Consider the following 24722-nt stretch of genomic DNA (forward strand, 5'->3'; position numbering starts at 1 on the left):
TATTAGTATTAGTATACCATTTTTTAAAACTAGAGTAAAAAAGCAAGGGTAGTTTCTTTTTTGAGAATTGTCACAAAATTTGCTATAATAGTGACTATGAATAGAATAAGAGTCAACAAACGGGTTGAAAAAAAGCTTTCAAAGGGGCTTGTTTTACTAGAAGCCAGTGATCTTGAGAATGTCAATCTCAAGGATCAGGAAGTAGAAGTCCATAGTCAAGATGGAAACTTTCTTGGTACTGCCTACCTTTCTCAGCAAAACAAGGGCTTGGGCTGGTTTGTTAGCAAAGACAAGGTGACCTTCAATCAAGCTTTCTTTGAAACGCTGTTTAGACAAGCTAAAGAAAAGAGAAGTGCCTACTATCAAGATGATTTGACAACTGCCTTTCGTCTCTTCAACCAAGAGGGAGATGGTTTTGGCGGTCTGACAGTGGACCTTTATGGCGACTATGCTGTCTTTTCTTGGTATAACTCTTATGTATATCAGATTCGCAAGGTTATCTCAGAAGCCTTTAGACAGGTTTTTCCTGAGGTTTTAGGAGCATATGAGAAGATCCGTTTTAAGGGTTTGGACTATGAATCTGCCCATGTTTATGGTCAAGAAGCACCCGACTTCTTCACTGTTTTGGAAAATGGTGTCCTCTATCAAGTCTTTATGAATGATGGCTTGATGACAGGGATTTTCCTAGACCAGCATGAAGTTCGCGGTAGTTTAGTGGATGGATTGGCTATGGGTAAATCCTTGCTCAACATGTTTTCTTATACAGCAGCCTTTTCAGTAGCTGCAGCCATGGGAGGAGCTAGCCAGACAACTTCTGTTGATTTAGCCAAACGTTCACGAGAATTATCTCAAGCGCATTTTCAGGCAAATGGAATCAGCACCGACGACCATCGTTTCATAGTCATGGATGTCTTTGAGTATTTCAAATATGCTAAGCGAAAAGACTTGACCTATGATGTGATTGTCCTAGATCCGCCTAGCTTTGCTCGGAACAAAAAACAAACGTTCTCTGTGGCCAAGGATTATCACAAGTTGATTTCCCAGAGTCTTGAGATTTTAAATCCGGAAGGGATTATTATTGCCAGTTCCAATGCTGCCAATGTATCCCGCCAGAAATTTACAGAACAAATTGATAAAGGCTTTGCAGGAAGAAGTTACCAGATTTTAAACAAATACGGTCTTCCAGCAGATTTCGCCTATAATAAAAAAGATGAAAGTAGTAATTACCTCAAGGTGATTAGTATGAAGGTTAGTAAATGAAATTAATCGTTTCAGTAATGCCAAGAAGTTTAGAGGAGGCTCAGGCTCTGGATGCCACGAGGTATCTGGATGCCGACATCATTGAATGGCGTGCCGACTATCTGCCTAAAGAAGCGATTTTGCAGGTAGCTCCAGCGATTTTTGAAAAATTTGCAGGTCGTGAGTTGGTTTTCACTCTGCGAACTCGCTCTGAAGGGGGAGAAATCGACCTTTCTCCAGAAGAATATATCCATTTAATCAAGGAAGTGGCGCAACTCTATCAACCAGACTATATTGATTTTGAGTATTACAGCTACAAGGATGTTTTTGAGGAAATGCTGGACTTCCCAAATCTCGTTTTGAGTTACCACAATTTCCAAGAAACACCTGAAAATATGATGGAAATCTTGTCAGAGTTGACGAGCCTAAATCCAAAACTTGTTAAGGTTGCAGTGATGGCTCACACGGAGCAGGATGTCTTAGACTTGATGAACTATACACGAGGCTTTAAAATCCTCAATCCTGAGCAGGAATATGTGACGATTTCTATGGGCAAGGTGGGCAAGGTCTCTCGTATCACTGCGGATGTGACAGGTTCTAGCTGGTCTTTTGCTAGTCTAGATGAGGCTAGTGCTCCTGGGCAGATTTCCCTAGCTAACATGAAAAAAATCAGGGAGATTTTGGATGAAGCTTGATGGCTATACACGTTTAGCTGCAGTTGTTGCCAATCCTATTAAGCATTCTATTTCCCCCTTTATTCACAATAGTGCCTTTGAGGCGACAGCTACCAATGGTGCTTACGTGGCTTGGGAGATTGAAGCGGGTGATTTGGCAGAAACAGTGGCCAATATTCGTCGCTACCAGATGTTTGGCATAAACCTGTCCATGCCCTATAAGGAGCAGGTGATTCCTTATTTGGATGAGCTGAGTGACGAAGCGCGCTTGATTGGTGCGGTCAATACGGTTGTCAATGAGAATGGCAATTTAATTGGATATAATACAGATGGCAAGGGATTTTTTAAGAGCTTGCCTTCTTTTACAATTTCAGGTAAAAAGATGACCCTGCTGGGAGCAGGTGGTGCGGCTAAATCAATCTTGGCACAAGCTATTTTGGACGGCGTCAGTCAGATTTCGGTCTTTGTTCGTTCCGTTTCTATGGAAAAAACAAGACCTTATCTAGACAAGTTACAGGAGCAAACAGGCTTTAAAGTGGACTTGTATGCTTTAGAAGATGTTTCTGAACTGCAAGCAAGGATTGCTGAGTCGGATTTACTGGTCAATGCGACAAGTGTAGGGATGGATAGTCAATCATCTCCAGTTCCTGAAAACATTGTCCTATCAGAAACTCTTTTAGTAGCTGATATCATTTACCAACCTTTTGAAACACCATTTTTGAAATGGGCTAGAAGTCAGGGGAATCTAGTTGTCAATGGTCTGGGAATGTTGCTCTATCAAGCTGCAGAAGCTTTTCAACTGTGGACAGGAAAGGAAATGCCAACAGAAGAGATTTGGCAGTCCTTAACAGAAAAATACCAATAAAGAAAGGGAGATTCTCCTATGAAAATCAGAATCGATATTCCTCATCATCCTTATGATATTCAGATTGAAAAAGGCTGTCTGGCTCAGGCTGGTCAATGGTTGCGAGAACTCTGGCAACCACAAAAGGTAGTCATTGTGACAGACAACCATGTAGCTTCTCTTTATGCAGAGAAGGTCAAGCTCAGCCTAGAAGATGCTGGTTTTCAGGTAGCAGTTTTTGACTTTTTAGAAGGGGAAGAAAGAAAGAATTTAACCACTGTCCAGAAAGTCTATGAATTTCTAGTTAAGCAGGGGTTGACTCGTAGCGATGGAATCGTGGCTCTCGGAGGTGGTGTCGTTGGAGATCTGGCTGGTTTCGTAGCCTCTACCTATATGCGGGGGATTCATTTTGTTCAGATTCCGACCAGTTTGACTGCCCAGGTGGATTCTTCTATCGGCGGAAAGACGGGCGTCAATACTCCATTTGCTAAGAATATGGTGGGTACCTTTGCCCAACCAGACGGGGTTCTGATTGATCCACTTGTTCTTGAAACTCTCGGAAAAAGAGAGTTGATTGAAGGAATGGGTGAGGTTATCAAGTACGGCTTGATTGAGGATCCAGCACTTTGGGCTCTCTTGACGGAGCTAGATGGTTCTGTAGAGAGCATTCTGGAACATGCAGAGACTTTAATTGAACATTCTTGCCAGGTTAAGCGTAAGATGGTAGTTGAGGATGAGTTGGACAATGGTGTTCGCCTTTACCTCAATTTTGGCCATACTATTGGTCATGCTATTGAAGCAACGGCCGGTTATGGCAAGGTCATGCATGGAGAAGCTGTTGCCATGGGCATGGTGCAGATTTCCAAGGTAGCTGAGGAAAAAGGCCTTATGCCAGCTGGCATAACTCAGTCCATTACAGATATGTGTCAGAAATTTGGCTTGCCTGTTGATTATGAAAACTGGGATGTTGACAAGCTTTATCAGGCTTTGACTCATGACAAGAAAGCGCGTGGCAATACCTTGAAATTGGTCTTGGTACCAGAGCTCGGTTCAGCGACTATTCACCCAGTTTCTCTGGAAGAGATGAAAGACTACTTGGTAAAATAAGGAGAGTGTATGAGATATTTAACTGCAGGAGAATCACACGGCCCCCGTCTGACGGCTATCATTGAAGGAATTCCAGCTGGACTCCCTTTGACAGCAGAGGACATCAATGAGGATTTGAAACGTCGTCAGGGTGGATATGGCCGCGGTGGTCGTATGAAGATTGAGAGTGACCAGGTTGTCTTTACTTCGGGTGTTCGCCATGGGAAGACGACAGGGGCTCCTATTACCATGGATATCATCAATAAGGACCACCAAAAATGGCTGGACATCATGTCTGTGGAGGACATTGAAGACCGCCTTAAAAGCAAACGAAAAATCACCCATCCTCGTCCCGGTCACGCCGACTTGGTTGGGGGAATCAAGTACCGTTTTGACGATTTGAGAAATTCTTTGGAGCGTTCATCTGCCCGTGAAACCACCATGCGGGTGGCAGTTGGGGCAGTAGCCAAACGCCTCTTGGCTGAGCTGGATATAGAAATTGTCAACCATGTCGTAGTCTTTGGTGGCAAGGAAATCGATGTTCCTGAGAATCTCACGGTTGCTGAGATTAAGGAAAGAGCTGCCCAGTCAGAAGTTTCTATTGTCAACCAAGAAAGGGAACAGGAAATCAAGGATTATATTGACCAAATCAAGCGTGACGGTGATACCATCGGTGGGGTTGTGGAGACAGTCGTCGGAGGTGTTCCAGTTGGTCTTGGTTCCTATGTCCAATGGGACAGAAAATTGGATGCAAGATTGGCCCAAGCTGTTGTTTCTATCAATGCCTTTAAAGGGGTTGAATTTGGCCTTGGATTTGAAGCTGGTTACCGCAAAGGTAGCCAAGTTATGGATGAAATTCTCTGGTCTAAAGAAGACGGCTATACTCGCCGTACCAACAATCTGGGTGGCTTTGAAGGTGGTATGACCAATGGGCAGCCCATCGTTGTTCGTGGAGTCATGAAACCCATTCCTACTCTCTACAAACCACTCATGAGTGTGGATATCGAAACCCACGAACCCTACAAGGCAACTGTGGAGAGAAGTGATCCGACGGCTCTTCCAGCAGCAGGTGTTGTCATGGAAGCCGTTGTGGCAACGGTTCTGGCACAAGAAATCCTTGAAAAATTCTCATCAGACAATCTAGAGGAATTAAAAGAAGCAGTGGCCAAACACCGAGACTATACAAAGAACTATTAAGGAGTTCCTATGGCAAAAACAATCTATATCGCAGGTCTTGGTTTGATTGGTGCCTCTATGGCACTTGGTATCAAACGTGATCATCCAGATTATGAAATTTTAGGTTATAATCGCAGTCAAGCTTCGAGAGATATTGCTTTGAAAGAAGGCATGATTGACCGTGCAACAGATGATTTTGCCAGTTTTGCTCCTTTAGCAGATGTCATCATCCTTAGCTTGCCAATCAAACAAACCATTTCCTTTATTAAGGAATTGGCTGACTTGGACTTGAAAGAAGGTGTGATTATTTCAGATGCCGGTTCGACCAAGTCAGCCATCGTAGATGCGGCGGAGCAATATTTGGCTGGCAAGCCTGTTCGCTTTGTCGGGGCCCATCCCATGGCTGGTAGTCATAAGACAGGAGCAGCTTCTGCGGATGTCAATCTCTTTGAAAATGCCTATTATATCTTCACACCTTCGAGCCTGACAAGTCAGGATACGCTTGAGGAAATGAAGGATCTGCTTTCAGGTCTTCATGCCCGATTTATCGAGATTGATGCCAAGGAGCATGATCGAGTGACTTCTCAGATTAGCCATTTTCCTCATATTCTGGCTTCCAGTCTTATGGAGCAGACCGCGGTTTATGCTCAAGAACATGAGATGGCAAGGCGCTTTGCGGCCGGTGGTTTTCGAGATATGACTCGGATTGCGGAAAGCGAGCCGGGTATGTGGACTTCCATTCTTTTGTCCAATCGTGAAACTATTCTGGATCGAATTGAGGATTTTAAGGAACGTTTAGATGAGGTTGGACAAGCCATCAGCAAGGGAGATGAGGAGCAAATCTGGAATTTTTTCAACCAAGCGCGTGAGCAACGTCAGGCCATGGAAATACATAAGCGTGGCGGTGTGGACAGTTCTTACGACCTCTATGTTGACGTTCCCGATGAAGAAGATGTCATCTTGAGGATTTTGGAACTGCTACGTGGAACTTCCTTGGTTAATATTCACATCAATGAGGAAAACCGTGAAGATATTCACGGGATTCTACAAATTTCATTTAAAAATGCTCAAGACTTGGAAAGAGCCGAGCACCTCATAACAGAAAATACCGACTATACAGTCGTCATTAAATAAGGAGAAAATCATGCCTAAAATAGAGCTTAAATTCATATTTGGTGTTATCTTTATTTCTTTTATCCTACTTAGTGCTTGTGCTGTTAAAAAAGATGTGAAAAGCAATTCAGAAGCAAGTGTCGAGACAAAAAACGAATCTTCCAAGAAGGAAACAAGTTCAGAGAAAACCAATTCAAAGTATGTAGACGATAGAATTATTAATGAGTTTATCAATAGCTATAATCAACATTCTAATAGCCCATTAGAAAATATCAAAAAAGGAAATATAAAAATAAAATATTTCGCATCAAGCTACGGATACTACTTGGAACTTTTACATGCAAATGATACTGATAAAATCAATGTAACAATTAATCAGACAAATGAAAATAGTGAATCTGGTGTTGCGGGAATGAAAGAAGTATTTTATGATATTGTTAAATCGATTGAATCATCCTTATCTGATGATGAGATAAATAACTATTTTGATAATCTTATGTCAAATGAAATAAAAACAGGTTCTAATTTAGGAACTTTGAAGATAGAGTATATACCAGATAAGGAATTAAGCAATGGACATTCAAGAGGTCATATAAAAGTGATTGCACAATAATAAAGACCACAGAGTGACTATTAATTTTAAAAGAAATAAATAAGGAGAAAATCATGTCAAATATTTACGATAGTGCAAACGAACTCAGTCGCGGCCTACGCGAATTAGCAGAATATAAGGCTGTTAAAGCAGCTAAAGATGCGATTGCAGCAGATGCTGAGGCAAGCAAAATCTTTACAGAATACGTTGCCTTTCAAGAGGAAATTCAAAAACTAGCACAGACAGGTCAAATGCCAGATGCTTCCTTCCAAGCTAAAATGGAAGGCTTTGGTAAACAGATTCAAGGAAATAGTCTCTTGTCAGAATTCTTTACCAAGCAACAACAATTGGCAATTTACCTTTCTGACATTGAAAAAATTGTTTTCGAACCAGTTTCAGAATTGCTAAAATAAGAAAATAACTATCATAAAGTCAGGAATTTTTAAGGAATTTCTGGCTTTTTATGATAAAATAGGTAAAAGTATTGCAAGTATGAGGTCCAGTATGAAACTAAAAACAAACATTCGCCACTTACATGGCAGTATCCGCGTCCCAGGTGACAAGTCTATCAGCCACCGTTCTATTATCTTTGGAAGTTTGGCTGAGGGTGAGACTAAGGTTTATGATATTCTGCGAGGTGAAGACGTTCTTTCAACCATGCAGGTTTTTCGTGACCTTGGTGTTGACATTGAGGATAAAGATGGGGTTATTACTATTCAAGGTGTGGGTATGGATGGCTTAAAAGCGCCACAAAATGCCCTTGATATGGGAAATTCTGGAACCTCGATTCGCCTGATTTCAGGTGTCCTTGCTGGTGCAGATTTTGAAGTTGAAATGTTCGGAGATGATAGTCTTTCCAAACGTCCTATGGACCGTGTGACGATTCCTCTGAAAAAAATGGGTGTCAGCATTTCAGGGCAAACTGATCGAGACCTGCCTCCTCTTCACTTAAAAGGGACGAAAACCTTAACACCTATTCACTATGAATTGCCAATCGCCTCTGCCCAAGTCAAGTCAGCCTTGATGTTCGCGGCCTTGCAGGCTCAGGGTGAGTCAGTGATTATCGAAAAAGAGTGCACCCGTAATCATACTGAAGATATGTTACAACAATTTGGTGGTCATTTAAGTGTAGACGGCAAGAAAATCACAGTTCAAGGGCCACAAAAATTGACAGGACAAAAGGTGGTCGTGCCAGGAGATATTTCTAGTGCAGCCTTTTGGCTAGTCGCAGGATTGATTGTTCCAAACTCTCGTCTAGTGCTGCAGAACGTGGGCATTAATGAAACGCGTACTGGTATTATTGATGTCATTCGCGCTATGGGTGGAAAATTGGAAATAACTGAAATCGATCCAGTCGCTAAATCTGCTACCTTAACTGTTGAGTCTTCAGACCTGAAAGGAACAGAGATTGGTGGTGCCTTGATTCCACGTTTGATTGATGAATTGCCCATTATTGCTCTCCTAGCGACCCAAGCTCAAGGTGTAACGGTTATTAAGGATGCTGAGGAACTCAAGGTCAAGGAAACAGACCGCATTCAGGTGGTAGCAGACGCCTTAAATAGCATGGGAGCAGATATTACTCCTACAGCTGATGGGATGATTATCAAAGGGAAATCAGCCCTTCACGGTGCTAGAGTCAATACATTTGGTGATCACCGTATCGGCATGATGACGGCTATCGCAGCTCTTTTGGTAGCAGATGGAGAGGTGGAGCTTGACCGTGCAGAAGCCATCAATACCAGCTACCCTAGCTTCTTTGATGATTTGGAGAGCTTGATTCATGGCTAAGGTGTTATTAGGCTTTATGGGGGCTGGCAAATCGACTATTGCAAGAGGCTTGGACCCTAATTACCTTGATATGGATGCTCTGATAGAGAAGCGCTTAGGTATGTCCATTGCGGATTTTTTTGCTGAAAAGGGAGAAGGTGCCTTTCGTCAGATAGAGTCAGAAGTCCTAGACGATTTACTACAAAGGGACCAAGTTGTGTCAACTGGTGGAGGCGTAGTCATTTCTCAGCGAAATCGTGACTTACTAAAGACAAATTCTGATAATATCTACCTGAAAGCTGATTTTGAAACCCTCTACCAACGTATCGCAGCTGATAAGGATAATCAGCGTCCGCTTTTTCTAAATAATAGCAAGGAAGAACTAGCAGCTATTTTTCAAGAAAGACAGGCTTGGTATGAGGAAGTGGCTAGTCGGGTTTTGGATGTGACCAAGCTAAGCCCAGAGGAAATTATAGAGGAACTAAGATGAAAATTGCTTATCTAGGTCCCAAGGGATCATTTTCACACCACGTTGTGCAGACAGCTTTTCCTCATGAGGAATTGCAGGCCTTTGCCAATATTACAGATGTTATCAAGGCCTATGAGCAAGGCTTGGTGGACTATTCTGTGGTGCCAGTTGAAAATTCTATCGAGGGTAGTGTTCATGAAACCTTGGACTACCTTTTTCATCAGGCTCGCATTCAAGCAGTGGCAGAAATCGTTCAGCCTATTCATCAGCACTTGATGGTGATTCCAGGTCATACTAAGATTGAAAAGATTTTTTCACATCCACAGGCCTTGGCTCAAGGAAAGAAATTCATCGATGAACAATATCCAGAGGCCCAAATCGAGGTAACAGCTAGTACAGCTTATGCGGCCCGTTTTATTTCCGAACATCCAGACCAGCCTTATGCAGCCATTGCACCAAGAAGTTCTGCTGAAGAATATGGCTTGGAACTGATTGCCGAGGATATTCAGGAAATGGAAGCCAATTTCACACGTTTCTGGGTCTTGGGAGCTGAAAAGCCTGGTATTCCCTTGAAAGCACAAAGGGAGAAAATGAGTTTGGCCTTGACCTTACCTGACAACCTTCCCGGTGCCCTCTACAAGGCTCTTTCAACCTTTGCTTGGAGAGGAATTGACCTGACAAAAATTGAAAGTCGACCACTCAAGACAGCACTGGGAGAATACTTTTTCATTATCGATGTGGATTATGCCGATAAGGACTTGGTCCACTTTGCCCAAAAAGAATTAGAAGCGATTGGAATCCAGTATAAAGTTCTGGGAGCCTATCCTATTTATCCAATATCAGACCACGGAAAGGAGAGAAGATGAGTAAAGAAAATCCCTTAAGTCATCATGAGCAGTTACGTTATGACTATCTCTTTAAGAACATTCATTATCTCAATGAGCGAGAGAAAAAAGAGTTTGCTTACTTGCAAGGTAAGTTAAATATGGCTAGTGGTAGTGAAGCTTCACCAGAAATTCATAGTGAAAATCATGATATGGAAGAGTCTTTCATGGAACCAATCAATCAGTCTCCTCTTCCATCCTATGGTAACCGTAGTCGTGCAAAAAAATACCAGAAAAGCCATTCTCTTCCAAAGGTTAAGTCCAAAAAACGTAAGATTCGTTGGGGGCGCATTTTTGCAGGATTGCTTGCTCTTCTAGCCTGTGTCGGTTTTGGCATGATTTTTATGTTCCTAAAAGGCTATTCAAATGCGGATCCAACCAAACCTGCCAATGCTAAGGCAGCTCAAGTAGAAGTTTTTCATGGTCAAGATACCAAGGATGGGGTTAATATCTTGATCATGGGAACAGATGGACGGATTGGCCAAAATAGTGCTGAGACGAGAACGGACTCGATTATGGTTCTAAACGTTGGTGGCTCAGATAAGAAAATCAAGCTGGTCAGCTTTATGCGTGATAACTTGGTTTATATTGATGGATATAGTAAGATTATCAATGGGAAGAAACAAACAGATAACAAGTTAAATGTAGCCTATGAACTAGGGGAACAAGAGGGGCAAAAAGGGGCAGAAATGGTTCGAAAAGTCCTAAAAGACAATTTTGACTTGGACATTAAGTACTACGCTTTGGTAGACTTCCAGGCCTTCGCAACTGCTATTGACACTCTATTTCCTGATGGTGTGACGATTGATGCCAAATTCTCAACCTTAGAAGGTCAACCTTTAACCGAAGCTACAGTCGGAGATGATTTACATGCTACGGAAACAGAGTCACCAACCCAGACTATTAAAGTTGGGAAACAGCAGATGAACGGCTCAACCTTGCTAAATTATGCTCGCTTCCGTGATGATGACGAAGGTGATTATGGTCGTACCAAGAGACAACAGCAAGTGCTGACAGCTGTTCTGCAGCAACTCAAGGATCCAACCAAACTTTTTACTGGATCAGAAGCACTTGGTAAGGTCTTTGGCATGACCTCTACGAATGTTCCCTATAGTTTCTTATTGACCAATGGTTTATCCTTCCTAGATGGAGCGCAAAATGGCATTGAGAGATTAACAGTTCCAGAACTAGGTGATTGGGTCGATGCCTATGATGTCTATGGAGGACAGGCACTCTTAGTAGACCAAAATAAATATCAAACCAAGCTATCTCAAATGGGAATGAGATAAGATAGAAAAATCAAAGTTTGAAGGCTATTTATCCAGCAGTCAGGCTTTGATTTTTTACAGTCTGCAATAGATTTTCATCCCTTATTTGTGGTATAATGGAACGATACGATAGAAAGAATAATGAACAATATGACTGATTTAAAAGCAATTCAGGCTCGAAGTCTGGAGATGGCTGAATATTTTGTGGCCTTTTGTAAAGAACATGATTTGCTTTGTTATCTTTGTGGTGGAGGTGCTATTGGTGCCCTTCGAAACAAGGGTTTTATTCCTTGGGATGATGATTTAGATTTTTTTATGCCCCGTAAGGATTATGAAAAATTGGCAGAATTATGGCCTCGTTATGCAGATGAACGTTATTTCTTGTCAAAGAGTAACAAGGATTTTGTCGACCGCAATCTTTTTATTACCATTCGTGACAAGGAAACGACCTGTATCAAACCTTATCAACAGGATTTGGATTTGCCACATGGTTTGGCCTTGGATGTGTTGCCTTTGGATTATTACCCTAAAAATCCAGCTGAGCGTAAAAAACAGGTTCGTTGGGCTTTGATTTATTCACTCTTTTGTGCGCAAACTATTCCAGAAAAGCATGGCGCACTTATGAAATGGGGAAGTCGCATTTTGCTCGGTTTGACGCCGAAATCTCTTCGTTATCGAATTTGGAAAAAAGCTGAAAAAGAAATGACCAAGTACAGTCTAGCTGAGAGCGATGGAATCACGGAATTATGCTCGGGTCCTGGTTACATGAGAAACAAGTACCTAATCGAATCTTTTGAGGATAATCTTTTCTTGCCATTTGAAGAGACAGAGATGCCCGTTCCAGTCGGCTATGATGCTTATCTCAGCACTGCTTTTGGGGATTATATGACACCTCCACCAGCAGACAAGCAAGTACCACATCATGATGCTGTCATCGCTGATATGGATAAGTCTTATACAGAATACAAGGGAGAATATGGTGGCTAAGAAAAAAATATTATTTTTTATGTGGTCTTTTTCTCTCGGGGGTGGCGCAGAGAAGATTCTATCTACCATTGTTTCAAATCTAGATCCAGAAAAGTATGATATTGATATTCTTGAAATGGAACATTTTGATAAGGGATATGAATCTGTTCCCAAGCATGTACGCATTTTAAAATCCTTTCAGGATTATCGCCAAGCCAGATGGATTCGAGCTCTTTTGTGGAGAATGAGAATTTATTTTCCAAGACTGACCCGTCGTTTGCTTGTGAAAGATGACTATGATGTTGAAGTTTCTTTTACTATTATGAATCCTCCACTGTTGTTCTCTAAAAGAAAAGAAGTCAAGAAAATCTCTTGGATTCATGGAAGTATCGAAGAATTTCTTAAGGATAGCTCAAAAAGGGAGTCACATAGACGCCAGTTGGATGCTGCGGATACCATTGTAGGAATTTCGAATAAAACCAGCAATTCTATCAAGGAAGTCTATCCAGATTATGCTTCGAAATTACAGACAGTCTACAATGGATATGATTTTAAGACTATTTTAGAAAAATCTCAAGAGAAGATCGATATCGAGATTGCGCCTCAAAGTATCTGTACTATCGGACGGATTGAGGAAAATAAGGGTTCTGACCGTGTGGTGGAAGTGATACGATTATTACACCAAGAGGGAAAAAACTATCATCTCTATTTTATCGGGGCTGGAGATATGGAAGAGGAACTGAAAAAACGAGTTAAAGAATATGAGCTTGAAGACTATGTACATTTCCTTGGTTATCAAAAAAATCCTTATCAGTATTTATCTCAGATGAAGGTTCTCTTGTCTATGTCTAAACAAGAAGGTTTTCCTGGAGTGTATGTGGAAGCCTTGAGTCTGGGACTTCCTTTTGTCTCTACGGATGTCGGAGGGGCTGAGGAACTATCACAAGAAGGACGATTTGGACAAATCATTGAGAGCAATCAAGAGGCAGCTCAGGCAATTACGAACTACATGACCTCTGCCTCAAACTTTGATGTCAATGAGGCTAGCCAATTCATTCAACAATTTACAATTGCCAAACAAATCGAACAAGTAGAAAAACTATTAGAGGAGTAGCATGGGAACTGCATTAATTAGTGTCATTGTGCCAGTCTATAATGTGGCGCAGTACCTAGAAAAATCGATAGCTTCCATTCAGGAGCAGACCTATCAGAATCTGGAAATCATTCTTGTTGATGATGGAGCAACGGATGAAAGTGGTCGCTTGTGTGATTCAATCGCTGAACAAGATGATAGGGTGTCAGTGCTTCATAAAAAGAATGAAGGTTTGTCGCAAGCACGAAACAATGGAATGAAGCAGGCTCACGGAGATTATCTGATTTTTATTGACTCAGATGATTATATCCATCCAGAAATGATTCAGAGTTTATATGAGCAATTAATTCAAGAAGATGCGGATGTTTCGAGCTGTGGTGTCATGAATGTCTATGCTAATGATGAAAGCCCACAGTCAGCCAATCAGGATGAGTATTTTGTCTGTGATTCTCAAACATTTCTGAGGGAATACCTCATAGGTGAAAAAATACCTGGAACGATCTGCAATAAGCTAATCAAGAGAGAGATTGCAACTGCCCTATCCTTTCCAAAGGGATTGATTTATGAAGATGCTTATTATCATTTTGATTTGATCAAGTTGGCCAAGAAGTATGTGGTTAATACCAAACCCTATTATTACTATTTTCATAGAGGAGATAGTATTACGACTAAACCCTATGCAGAGAAGGATTTAGCCTATATTGATATCTACCAAAAGTTTTATAATGAAGTTGTGAAAAACTATCCTGACTTGAAAGAGGTTGCTTTTTTCAGATTGGCCTATGCCTACTTTTTTATTCTGGATAAGATGTTACTAGATGATCAGTATAAACAATTTGAAGCCTATTCTCAGATTCATCGTTTTTTAAAAAGCCATGCCTTTACTATTGCTAGGAATCCAATTTTCCGTAAGGGGAGAAGAATTAGTGCTTTGGCTCTATTCATAAATATTTCCTTATACCGATTCTTATTACTAAAAAATATTGAAAAATCTAAAAAATTACATTAGAACGGGGGTGAGCAAGTGATTGATGGAAAACGATTATTATTTAGTTTGACCATAGTCAGTTATGCCTTGACGCTAGTAAGTGGAATTGTGTATCTGTTTAATAATAACAATGTTAGCTTGCTTTCTACTTTATTGTTCTTACTGGTTAGTAGCTTAATTGCTTGTTGGAATGATATCAAGTATTACTTAATCCATTTTATTTTCTTTTTAACTATTTTTGTATTTCTGGTATCAAGGCCGACCATTGATTACTTTAGGGATGGTGCTTTAGATACCTATCATCCCATAGCCTATCGCTTTGCCTTTATAGTCGTCATGGTTTCGATATTGGGATTGACCACAGGGGGGCTCCTAGCTCGCTATTTTATAGCTAGAAAGAAAATACAAGTATCAAAGATAGGAAGTTCTCTAAAAGATGTTTACATCAAGCGGTTGCGCTTTGTATCGCTAGGAGTTTTTCTTCTAACCTATCCTTTCTATTTCATTCGGTTATTTGAACGACTCTTGTATCGCTTGCAGACTTCCTACTATGCCTACTATGCAAATTTTGAAAGTAAACTGCCCTATTTTACCTATATCTTATCAACATTTACGGTCTATGCAATGTGTATGTATTTGGCAACCAAGCCAAAGAAATTGCAGGCAACAGCAGTGCTTGTCTCCTTTATTGCAGCCAACACCATTCATTTGGCAATCGGGACACGCAATCCCTTTATTTTAAGTATTCTATTTGCTTTTGTTTATTACTTTATGCGGGAGCAAACAGAAAAGGGAAAATGGATTGGATTTAAAGAAAAGTTAGCGATTTTTGTAGGTTCTCCTATTCTCATGTTAGCGATGGGAATACTCAATTATGTACGGGATAATGTCCAAGTTTCCCATACAGGTTTCTGGGATATCCTGCTTGACTTTATCTATAAACAAGGAACCAGTTTTGGTGTTTTGGCTAGAGGTTTTCTATTTAACAGTAGCCTCCCTTACCGAGATTTCCGTAATTTTACTTTTGGTCCTGTTATTGATTATTTTGCAAGGGGAAGTTTAGGGGCCATTTTCGGAGGAAAAGCCTTTGAGCATACAACCAATAGTGTGGAACTAGCTATTGATAGTAATAGTTATGCCCATAATCTATCCTATCTTGTCTTGAACAAGGAATACTTGAAAGGACATGGTATCGGAAGTAGTTATATCATGGAGTTGTATACCGACTATGGTATGATAGGAGTCTTTCTACTTAGTCTCTTACTAGGTATGTTATTTATAGCCATGCTGCAAGTAGCCTATCGTTCAAGAACAATCCTATTTGCCTTGTCCCTACTCATCTTGAATAATTTATTCTTTATGCCAAGAAGTAGCTTTTCAGAAAGTTTCTTCAATTTATTTACAATGCAATTCTGGGGAATTGTTCTTGTGATTATATTCGTAGCGAAAATGCTTACAAAAGAGAACCAGTATCTACTAAACAAAGGAGAAAAAAATCATGTTTGAACATTATTCAGTAGCTGATTTGTTTGCAAATCTATACAAAAAACGAAAAGCAAATATTCTAGCTCTCATCGCTTTATTTGCTCTCATTGCTGTACCATTTACAATTAAAGCAGTTAAGAATAAAAATACTGTCAAAGACACAACAAGTTATTCAACTTATATCAGCTATAAAATCACCCCTCCAGAAGATTCAGCTAAAACGATTTTGAATCATCAAATTGGTGGTTATAGTGATTTCTACGGGAAATTGATTGATGGTAATTTGAATGGAGCTTATCTTTTCAATGATGTAGAGCCTAGTGAGTTGAAAAAAATTGCCAGTGAATTGGATACGACAGAGACAACCTTGAAAAATTCTACAAGTGACTATTGGTGGAAAAAATTGACCGTCTACTATATGATTGACGATGCAGGGGTTGGTGTGAAAATTTTGACACCAAGTAAAGATGCCAACGACTTGTTAGAGAAAAAAATTGATGGATTGATTGAGAAATTTAAACACACTTATGCAAATGTGAAAATTGAAAAATTGGAAACCATCAACTCTAAAGAATTGAATGCAAATGGTGAGACAGCGCTTGGATTAAACGTCAAGAATCTGATTCTTCGTCTAGCTGTTATTGGAGTAGTTTGTGTGATTTTGGTTGTGATGGGAAATGTATTGATTTATCTCTTTAATCCAACAATCAATAGAGCAGGTGATTTTTCTCAGTATCAAATTGATTTTGTAACAGAGATTACAACAATTGCTAATCTAGCAGATATTCTATCATACAAAAATGCTGGACAAGAATTAACAATCGTTAGCTCAAACAAAGCTATTCTAGATAAATTGAAACAAAATCAAGAGTCTTTAAAAGGAATTCATTTTGTCGATTTACAAGATGTGCCATCTCTTTTAGAAAGAGATACAGTCCTTCTTGTTGAAGAGTACGGAGTGACTCGTTATAAGAAATTTGAGCAAAGTCTTCAAATTCTTCGAAACTTAAATCGTTCTATCCTCGGTGTAGCAACCTTTAAACTATAAGCTTTCTGATGTATTAGGTCTTCAAAGTCGGACAAGAGCCGATTTTGGAGGCTTTTTCTATTTGTTTGCAGAAATTTTCTCTTATACTCAATGAAAATCAAAAAGCAAACTAGGAAGCTAGCCGCAGGTTGCTCAAATAACGACTTTGAGGTTGTAGATAAAGCTGACGTGGTTTGAAGAGATTTTCGAAGAGTATTAGAGTCTTCTACAGAAGTTACCCTATGGAAAATCTATCCCGACAGAGGAGCCTTCTTTTGATAAAATCGTAAAAATCTAGTATAATAGATAGAACTGAAAGTATGAGGTTACTAGCAATGAAAATGAAACAAATCAGTGATACAACTTTAAAAATCACGATGTCTTTAGAAGATTTGATGGATCGAGGAATGGAGATTGCTGACTTTCTCGTTCCTCAAGAAAAAACAGAAGAGTTCTTTTATGCCATCTTGGATGAGTTAGAGATGCCTGATAGCTTCCTAGATACAGGTATGTTGAGCTTCCGTGTGACTCCAAAACCTGATAAGGTCGATGTCTTTGTAACCAAATCAAAGATTGACCAAAATCTAGATTTTGAAGACTTATCGGATTTGCCAGATATGGAAGAATTGGCTCAAATGTCGCCAGATGAATTTATCAAAACCCTGGAAAAAAGTATCGCGGACAAAACTAAGGATGATATCGAAGCGATTCAATCTCTAGAGCAAGTCGAAGCCAAGGAAGAAGAGCAGGAACAGGCTGAACAAGAAGTTGAGAGCAAGAAAGAGCCTTACATCTACTACATCCTTTCTTTTGCTAAGTTAGCTGATTTGGTGGCTTTTGCCAAGACAGTGACATTTGAGATGGAAACTTCTGAACTCTACAAGATGAATGAGCGCTATTATTTGACCATTCTAGTGGATATTGAAAATCATCCAAGTCCATATCCAGCGTGGCTTTTGGCCCGTATGCGCGAGTTTGCAGACGATAGTGACATCAGTCGTTCAGTCTTGCAAGAGTATGGCCAAGTCTTGATGAATCACGATGCTGTGCTCAATCTGCAAAAAATCGGATAATCATTTCTGGAAAGCTATTTCTAGATTATAAGAAGAGCGAATCGTTTGATTCGTTTTTTCTTTTCTAGACTGAAATAGTGAATTACTATGATAGGAATTTTCACAAAATTCTGTTATAATGGCTATATTAGAAAATTTCGAGGAGACAAACATGACAGTTAAAATTGCTTTACTAGGATTTGGTACCGTTGCAAGTGGTGTGCCTTTCCTCCTAAAGGAAAATGGAGAAAAAATCAATCAATCAGCACATTCAGAGATTGAAGTTGCTAAGGTATTGGTCAAGGATGAAGATGAAAAGAATCGCTTGCTTGCAGCAGGGAATGACTTTAACTTTGTAACCAATGTGGATGACATTTTATCAGACCAAGACATTACGATCGTAGTGGAATTGATGGGGCGTATCGAACCAGCTAAAACCTTTATCACTCGTGCCTTGGAAGCTGGAAAACACGTTGTTACTGCTAACAAGGACCTTTTGGCTGTCAATGGTGCAGAATTGTTAGAAATCGCTAAAGCTAATAAGGTAGCACTTTACTATGAAGCAGCAGTAGCTGGTGGGATTCCAATTCTTCGTACCTTGGCAAATTCCTTGGCTTCTGATAAAATCACGCGCGTGCTTGGCGTGGTCAACGGAACTTCCAACTTCATGATGACCAAGATGGTGGAAGAAGGCTGGTCTTACGATGATGCTCTTGCCGAAGCGCAACGTCTAGGATTTGCAGAAAGTGACCCTACAAATGACGTAGATGGGATTGATGCAGCCTACAAGATGGTGATTTTGAGCCAATTTGCCTTTGGCATGAAGGTTGCATTTGACGATGTAGCCCACAAAGGAATCCGCAACATCACACCAGAAGACGTAGCTGTAGCTCAAGAACTTGGCTATGTAGTGAAATTGGTTGGTTCAATCGAGGAAACTCCTTCAGGAATTGCTGCAGAAGTAACTCCAACCTTCCTACCTAAAGCACACCCACTTGCCAGTGTGAATGGCGTAATGAACGCTGTCTTTGTAGAATCTATCGGTATTGGTGAGTCTATGTACTATGGACCAGGTGCTGGTCAAAAACCAACTGCGACAAGTGTTGTGGCGGATATTGTCCGTATCGTTCGTCGCTTGAATGATGGAACCATTGGTAAAGATTTCAACGAATACAGCCGTGACTTGGTCTTGGCAAATCCTGAGGATGTTAAAGCAAACTACTACTTCTCAATCTTGGCTCCAGACTCAAAAGGTCAGGTCTTGAAATTGGCTGAAATCTTCAATGCTCAAGATATTTCCTTCAAGCAAATCCTACAAGATGGAAAAGATGGTGACAAGGCGCGTGTTGTGATCATCACACACAAGATTAATAAAGCCCAGCTTGAAAATGTCTCAGATGAATTGAAGAAGGTTTCAGAATTCGACCTCTTGAATACCTTCAAGGTGCTAGGAGAATAAGATGAAGATTATTGTACCTGCAACCAGTGCCAATATCGGGCCAGGTTTTGACTCGGTCGGTGTAGCTGTAACCAAGTATCTTCAAATTGAGGTCTGCGAAGAACGAGATGAGTGGTTGATTGAACACCAAATTGGCAAATGGATTCCTCATGATGAGCGTAATCTCTTGCTCAAAATCGCTTTGCAAATTGTGCCAGACTTGCAACCAAGACGCTTGAAAATGACCAGTGATGTTCCATTGGCGCGTGGTTTGGGTTCTTCTAGCTCTGTTATTGTAGCTGGGATTGAACTAGCCAACCAATTAGGCAAGCTTAACTTATCTGACCATGAAAAGTTGCAATTGGCGACTAAGATTGAAGGGCATCCAGACAATGTGGCTCCAGCCATTTATGGTAATCTCGTTATTGCAAGTTCCGTTGAAGGGCAAGTCTCTGCTATTGTGGCTGACTTCCCAGAGTGTGATTTTCTAGCTTACATTCCTAACTATGAATTACGCACTCGAGATAGCCGTGGTGTCTTGCCTAAGAAATTATCCTACAAGGAAGCTGTCGCTGCCAGTTCTATCGCCAATGTAGCTGTTGCAGCTTTGTTGGCAGGAGACATGGTGACAGCTGGGAAAGCAATCGAGGGAGACCTCTTCCACGAGCGTTACCGTCAGGACTTGGTGAGAGAATTTGCGACGATTAAGCAAGTAGCCAAAGAGAATGGTGCCTATGCAACTTATCTCTCTGGTGCTGGGCCAACAGTTATGGTCTTGGCCTCTCATGACAAGATGCCAGCGATTAAGGCAGAATTGGAAAAGCAACCCTTCAAAGGAAAACTTCATGACTTGAAAGTTGATACCAAAGGTGTCCGTGTAGAATCAAAATAAAGAATAGAAGATAGGATGGGGAAACTTTCGACCAGAGGGCTTCCTATCCTTTTTTTGAAAAGAATTCGAGTTAAAAACTTGATAAAGGAGAAATAAAGATGGCAGAAATTTATCTAGCAGGTGGTTGTTTTTGGGGCCTAGAGGAGTATTTTTCACGAATTTCAGGCGTATTAACAACCAGTGTCGGCTACGCTAATGGACAAGTCGAAACGACCAATTACCAGTTGCTCAAGGAAACAGACCATGCAGAAACGGTTCAAGTGATTTACGATGAGAAGGTAGTTTCACTCAGAGAGATTTTACTTTATTATTTCCGTGTTATTGATCCATTATCAATCAATCAACAAGGGAATGACCGTGGACGTCAGTATCGGACTGGAATTTATTACCAAGATGAAGCTGATTTGCCAGCTATCTACACAGTGGTGCAGGAGCAGGAGCGCATGCTTGGGCGAAAGATTGCAGTAGAAGTGGAGAAACTGCGCCACTACATTCTGGCTGAAGATTACCATCAAGATTATCTCAAGAAAAATCCTTCGGGTTATTGTCATATCGATGTGACCGATGCTGAGCAGCCATTGATTGACGCATCTAACTATGAAAAACTTAGTCAAGAGGTGCTAAAGGAAAGCCTAACTGAAGAGTCTTACCGTGTTACACAAGAAGCTGCTACAGAGGCTCCCTTTACCAATGCCTATGACCAAACATTTGAAGAAGGGATTTATGTAGACATTACGACGGGTGAGCCACTCTTCTTTGCTAAGGATAAGTTTGCCTCAGGTTGTGGTTGGCCAAGTTTTAGCCGTCCGATTTCCAAGGAGTTGATTCATTATTACAAGGACTTGAGCCATGGAATGGAGCGAATCGAGGTTCGTTCTCGTTCAGGCAATGCTCACTTGGGTCATGTTTTCACAGATGGACCTCGGGAGTTAGGTGGCCTGCGTTACTGTATCAATTCTGCCTCCTTGCGCTTTGTGGCCAAGGATGAGATGGAAAAAGCAGGATATGGCTATCTACTGCCATACTTAAACAAATAAAATAGAGAGGGTGGGTGCTTCCCACTTTCTTCATTTCCAGAATACGAATAGAAGGGATTTATGAAACACCTATTATCTTACTTTAAACCCTACATCAAGGAATCCATTTTAGCCCCCTTGTTCAAGTTACTAGAAGCTGTGTTTGAGCTCTTGGTTCCCATGGTGATTGCTGGGATTGTTGACCAATCCTTGCCCCAGAGAAATCAAGGACATCTCTGGATGCAGATTGGTCTGCTCCTTATCTTTGCAGTGATTGGCGTTGTAGTGGCCTTGGTAGCTCAGTTTTACTCAGCCAAGGCAGCGGTAGGATTTGCCAAAGAACTGACAAACGACCTTTATCGTCATATTCTTTCCTTGCCCAAGGATAGCAGAGACCGTCTGACAACTTCTAGCTTGGTGACTCGCTTGACTTCGGACACCTATCAGATTCAGACTGGTATCAATCAATTCCTGCGTCTCTTTTTGCGAGCGCCTATTATCGTTTTTGGAGCCATTTTTATGGCCTATCGAATCTCAGCTGAACTGACTTTCTGGTTCTTGGTCATGGTTGTTATTTTGACCATTGTCATTGTAGGTCTTTCTCGACTGGTCAATCCTCTCTACAGCAGTCTCAGAAAGAAAACGGACCAACTGGTTCAGGAAACGCGCCAGCAATTACAAGGCATGCGGGTCATTCGTGCCTTTGGTCAAGAAAAACGAGAGTTACAGATTTTTCAAACCCTTAACCAAGTCTATGCTAGATTGCAAGAAAAGACGGGTTTCTGGTCTAGTTTATTAACCCCTCTGACTTATCTGATTGTCAATGGAACTCTCCTCGTCATCATCTGGCAGGGCTATATTTCAATTCAAGGAGGTTTGCTCAGTCAAGGTGCCCTAATTGCCCTCATCAACTACCTCTTGCAAATTTTGGTGGAATTGGTTAAGCTCGCCATGCTGATAAATTCTCTCAATCAGTCCTATATCTCTGCCAAGCGAATCGAGGAAGTTTTTGCTGAGGCTCCAGAAGATATTTATTTAGAATTAGAGAAAAAGCAAGTTACCAGCAATCAGATTTTACAAGTCCAAGAATTGACCTTTACCTATCCTGATGCGGCCCAGCCTTCTCTGAGAGACATTTCCTTTGATATGCAGCAAGGGCAAATCCTTGGTATCATCGGAGGGACGGGTTCTGGTAAATCAAGCTTGGTGCAAGTCTTACTTGGACTTTATCCAGCAGACAAGGGGAGCATTGACCTTTATCGAGATGGATCTAGTCCTAGTAATTTAGAGGAGTGGCGGTCTTGGATTGCCTATGTGCCCCAAAAAGTCGAACTCTTTAAAGGAACCATTCGTTCCAACTTGACTCTAGGTTTACATCAAGAAGTAAGAGACCAAGAACTCTGGCAGGCCTTGGAAATTGCGCAAGCAAAGGATTTTGTCAGTGAAAAGGAAGGACTCTTGGATGCCATAGTTGAGGCAGGAGGGCGAAATTTCTCGGGCGGTCAAAAACAAAGGCTGTCCATCGCACGAGCAGTTTTGCGCCAGACTCCGTTTCTCATCCTAGATGATGCGACCTCAGCACTGGACACTATTACTGAGTCTAAGCTCTTGAAAGCTATCCGAGAAAACCTGCCAAATACAAGTTTAATCTTGATTTCTCAACGGACTTCGACGCTTCAGATGGCAGACAAGATTCTCCTCTTGGAAAAAGGGGAGCTCCTAGCTATCGGCAAGCACGAGGACTTGATGAAATCCAGTCAAGTCTATCGAGAAATCAATGCATCCCAACATGGAAAGGAGGACTAGCATGAGACGACAAACTGCAAATCAAACATTCACACGTTTGGCCAAAGATTTAGCAAGTCATCCCTTCCTTCTTTTTCTAGCCTTTCTAGGAACTATTGCCCAGGTTGGTTTATCGATTTACCTACCAATCTTAATCGGACAGGTCATCGACCAAGTCCTAGTGACGGGCTCTTCACCAGTTTTTTGGCAGATTTTTCTCCAAATGATCTTGGTGGTCATAGGAAATACCCTTGTACAGTGGGTCAATCCTCTTCTCTATAATCGCCTAATCTTCTCTTATACCAGAGACTTGCGAGAGCGAATCATACATAAGCTTCATCGGTTACCGATTGCTTTTGTGGATCGTCAAGGAAGTGGAGAGATGGTCAGTCGTGTGACCACAGACATCGAGCAGTTAGCAGCTGGTTTGACCATGATATTTAACCAATTTTTTATTGGTGTCTTGATGATTTTAGTCAGCATTCTAGCCATGATTCAAATTCATCTCCTCATGACTCTTTTGGTCTTGCTGTTGACGCCACTGTCTATGGTAATTTCACGCTTTATTGCCAAGAGATCCTATCATCTCTTCCAGAAGCAAACAGAGACGAGGGGGATTCAGACACAATTAATTGAAGAATCGTTGAGCCAGCAGACCATTATCCAGTCCTTTAATGCTCAGGAAGAGTTTATCCAAAGGCTGCATGAGGCTAATAACAATTACGCAGGCTATTCTCAGTCAGCCATCTTTTATTCATCAACGGTTAATCCTTCAACTCGCTTTGTCAACGCGCTCATTTACGCTCTGCTTGCTGGAGTAGGAGCTTATCGTATCATGATGGGGTCAACCTTGACCATTGGGCGTTTAGTTACCTTTTTGAATTACGTCCAACAGTACACCAAGCCCTTTAACGATATTTCTTCAGTTCTAGCTGAGTTACAAAGTGCTTTAGCTTGTGCAGAGCGTGTCTATGCTGTCTTAGATAGCACTGAGCTGGCTGAAACTGGTAAGGAAGTCTTGACCAGTGACCAAGTTAAAGGAGCTATTTCCTTTAAACATGTCTCTTTTGGTTACCATCCTGAAAAGATTTTGATTAAGGATTTATCTATTGATATTCCAGCTGGTAGCAAGGTGGCTATTGTTGGTCCGACAGGTGCTGGAAAATCAACCCTTATCAATCTCCTCATGCGTTTTTATCCCATTAACTCGGGAGATATCTTGCTGGATGGGAAATCCATTTATGACTATAGTCGTGCCTCTTTACGTCAGCAGTTTGGCATGGTGCTCCAAGAAACCTGGCTCAAGCAAGGGACCATTCATGACAATATTGCCTTTGGAAATCCTGATGCCAGTCGGGAGCAAGTGATTGCTGCTGCCAAAGCAGCCAATGCAGACTTTTTCATCCAACAGTTGCCGCAGGGTTACGATACCAAGTTGGAAAATGCTGGAGAATCTCTCTCTGTCGGTCAGGCTCAGCTCTTGACCATAGCCCGAGTTTTTCTAGCTATTCCCAAGATTCTTATCTTAGACGAGGCGACGTCCTCCATTGATACGCGGACAGAAGTGCTGGTACAGGATGCCTTTGCCAAACTCATGAAGGGGCGTACAAGCTTTATCATTGCTCACCGTTTGTCAACTATTCAGGATGCAGATTTGATTCTTGTCTTGGTGGATGGCGATATTGTGGAGCATGGCAATCATCAGGATCTCATGACTAGAAAGGGCAAGTATTACCAAATGCAGCAAGCTGCAGCTTTTAGCTCAGAATAAGCCTTCCTATTTTAAAATCTTATGAACGAAAAAAGTTGCCTTCGGGTGACTTTTTTGTTACAATATCTAGAAAAATTATTCACTGTAAATTGTCTTA

At 41.2% G+C, this 24722-nt stretch carries 23 protein-coding genes; all 23 read left to right on the forward strand.

Annotation, left to right across the window (positions count from 1 at the left end; translation table 11 throughout):
- Positions 1-96 precede the first annotated feature (96 nt).
- Complete coding sequence (locus L0P31_RS01205; RefSeq protein ID WP_238095411.1) at positions 97-1260, forward strand: class I SAM-dependent rRNA methyltransferase; 1164 nt, start codon at positions 97-99, stop codon at positions 1258-1260.
- Complete coding sequence (aroD, locus tag L0P31_RS01210) at positions 1257-1934, forward strand: type I 3-dehydroquinate dehydratase (protein ID WP_000767764.1); 678 nt, start codon at positions 1257-1259, stop codon at positions 1932-1934. The genes L0P31_RS01205 and aroD overlap by 4 nt, the downstream gene beginning before the upstream one ends.
- A complete protein-coding gene (locus tag L0P31_RS01215) occupies positions 1924-2778 on the forward strand; it encodes a shikimate dehydrogenase (RefSeq protein WP_238095413.1) in 855 nt (284 codons plus the stop codon). Before aroD ends, L0P31_RS01215 begins: the two co-directional genes overlap by 11 nt.
- Positions 2779-2796: 18 nt before the next feature.
- Positions 2797-3864, forward strand: a complete 1068-nt coding sequence (aroB, locus tag L0P31_RS01220) for a 3-dehydroquinate synthase (RefSeq protein WP_049499661.1) — start codon at positions 2797-2799, stop codon at positions 3862-3864.
- A gap of 9 nt (positions 3865-3873) precedes the next feature.
- Positions 3874-5040, forward strand: a complete 1167-nt coding sequence (aroC, locus tag L0P31_RS01225; protein WP_049502175.1) for a chorismate synthase — start codon at positions 3874-3876, stop codon at positions 5038-5040.
- Positions 5041-5049: 9 nt separating this feature from the next.
- The gene (locus L0P31_RS01230; protein ID WP_084864902.1) at positions 5050-6153 is read left to right on the forward strand and encodes a prephenate dehydrogenase; all 1104 of its coding nucleotides are present in this window, start codon (positions 5050-5052) and stop codon (positions 6151-6153) included.
- 10 nt (positions 6154-6163) lie between these two features.
- Complete coding sequence (locus L0P31_RS01235; RefSeq protein WP_084950333.1) at positions 6164-6745, forward strand: hypothetical protein; 582 nt, start codon at positions 6164-6166, stop codon at positions 6743-6745.
- 53 nt (positions 6746-6798) lie between these two features.
- Complete coding sequence (locus L0P31_RS01240; RefSeq protein ID WP_084950335.1) at positions 6799-7137, forward strand: YlbF/YmcA family competence regulator; 339 nt, start codon at positions 6799-6801, stop codon at positions 7135-7137.
- A gap of 91 nt (positions 7138-7228) precedes the next feature.
- Complete coding sequence (aroA, locus tag L0P31_RS01245) at positions 7229-8512, forward strand: 3-phosphoshikimate 1-carboxyvinyltransferase (RefSeq protein ID WP_223340141.1); 1284 nt, start codon at positions 7229-7231, stop codon at positions 8510-8512.
- A complete protein-coding gene (locus tag L0P31_RS01250; protein ID WP_238095415.1) occupies positions 8505-8981 on the forward strand; it encodes a shikimate kinase in 477 nt (158 codons plus the stop codon). The genes aroA and L0P31_RS01250 overlap by 8 nt, the downstream gene beginning before the upstream one ends.
- The gene (gene pheA / locus L0P31_RS01255; RefSeq protein WP_238095417.1) at positions 8978-9826 is read left to right on the forward strand and encodes a prephenate dehydratase; all 849 of its coding nucleotides are present in this window, start codon (positions 8978-8980) and stop codon (positions 9824-9826) included. Before L0P31_RS01250 ends, pheA begins: the two co-directional genes overlap by 4 nt.
- Complete coding sequence (locus L0P31_RS01260) at positions 9823-11133, forward strand: LCP family protein (RefSeq protein WP_049516090.1); 1311 nt, start codon at positions 9823-9825, stop codon at positions 11131-11133. The genes pheA and L0P31_RS01260 overlap by 4 nt, the downstream gene beginning before the upstream one ends.
- Positions 11134-11253: 120 nt before the next feature.
- Positions 11254-12099 (forward strand): LicD family protein, encoded by an 846-nt coding sequence (locus L0P31_RS01265; protein WP_080977751.1) that lies wholly within the window; start codon positions 11254-11256, stop codon positions 12097-12099.
- On the forward strand, positions 12089-13192 hold the full coding sequence (locus tag L0P31_RS01270) for a glycosyltransferase (protein ID WP_000225887.1): 1104 nt from the start codon (positions 12089-12091) through the stop codon (positions 13190-13192). Before L0P31_RS01265 ends, L0P31_RS01270 begins: the two co-directional genes overlap by 11 nt.
- A 1-nt stretch (position 13193) precedes the next feature.
- Positions 13194-14180 (forward strand): glycosyltransferase family 2 protein, encoded by a 987-nt coding sequence (locus L0P31_RS01275; protein WP_049516093.1) that lies wholly within the window; start codon positions 13194-13196, stop codon positions 14178-14180.
- A gap of 15 nt (positions 14181-14195) precedes the next feature.
- On the forward strand, positions 14196-15665 hold the full coding sequence (locus tag L0P31_RS01280) for an O-antigen polysaccharide polymerase Wzy family protein (RefSeq protein ID WP_023946373.1): 1470 nt from the start codon (positions 14196-14198) through the stop codon (positions 15663-15665).
- Positions 15658-16692 (forward strand): teichoic acid biosynthesis protein TarQ, encoded by a 1035-nt coding sequence (gene tarQ, locus L0P31_RS01285; RefSeq protein WP_049516095.1) that lies wholly within the window; start codon positions 15658-15660, stop codon positions 16690-16692. Before L0P31_RS01280 ends, tarQ begins: the two co-directional genes overlap by 8 nt.
- 314 nt (positions 16693-17006) lie before the next feature.
- The gene (mecA, locus tag L0P31_RS01290; protein WP_000782684.1) at positions 17007-17744 is read left to right on the forward strand and encodes an adaptor protein MecA; all 738 of its coding nucleotides are present in this window, start codon (positions 17007-17009) and stop codon (positions 17742-17744) included.
- Between the two features lie 151 nt (positions 17745-17895).
- Positions 17896-19182, forward strand: coding sequence for a homoserine dehydrogenase (locus L0P31_RS01295; protein ID WP_238095419.1), 1287 nt, complete (start codon positions 17896-17898; stop codon positions 19180-19182).
- 1 nt (position 19183) lies between these two features.
- Positions 19184-20053 (forward strand): homoserine kinase, encoded by an 870-nt coding sequence (gene thrB, locus L0P31_RS01300; protein WP_238095421.1) that lies wholly within the window; start codon positions 19184-19186, stop codon positions 20051-20053.
- A gap of 98 nt (positions 20054-20151) precedes the next feature.
- A complete protein-coding gene (gene msrB, locus L0P31_RS01305) occupies positions 20152-21090 on the forward strand; it encodes a peptide-methionine (R)-S-oxide reductase MsrB (RefSeq protein ID WP_238095423.1) in 939 nt (312 codons plus the stop codon).
- Between the two features lie 60 nt (positions 21091-21150).
- On the forward strand, positions 21151-22875 hold the full coding sequence (locus tag L0P31_RS01310; protein ID WP_238095425.1) for an ABC transporter ATP-binding protein: 1725 nt from the start codon (positions 21151-21153) through the stop codon (positions 22873-22875).
- A gap of 1 nt (position 22876) precedes the next feature.
- Positions 22877-24625, forward strand: coding sequence for an ABC transporter ATP-binding protein (locus L0P31_RS01315; protein ID WP_238095427.1), 1749 nt, complete (start codon positions 22877-22879; stop codon positions 24623-24625).
- The last annotated feature ends 97 nt before the right edge of the window (positions 24626-24722 follow it).

The organism is Streptococcus mitis (assembly GCF_022137125.1).
Lineage (GTDB): Bacteria > Bacillota > Bacilli > Lactobacillales > Streptococcaceae > Streptococcus > Streptococcus mitis_CE.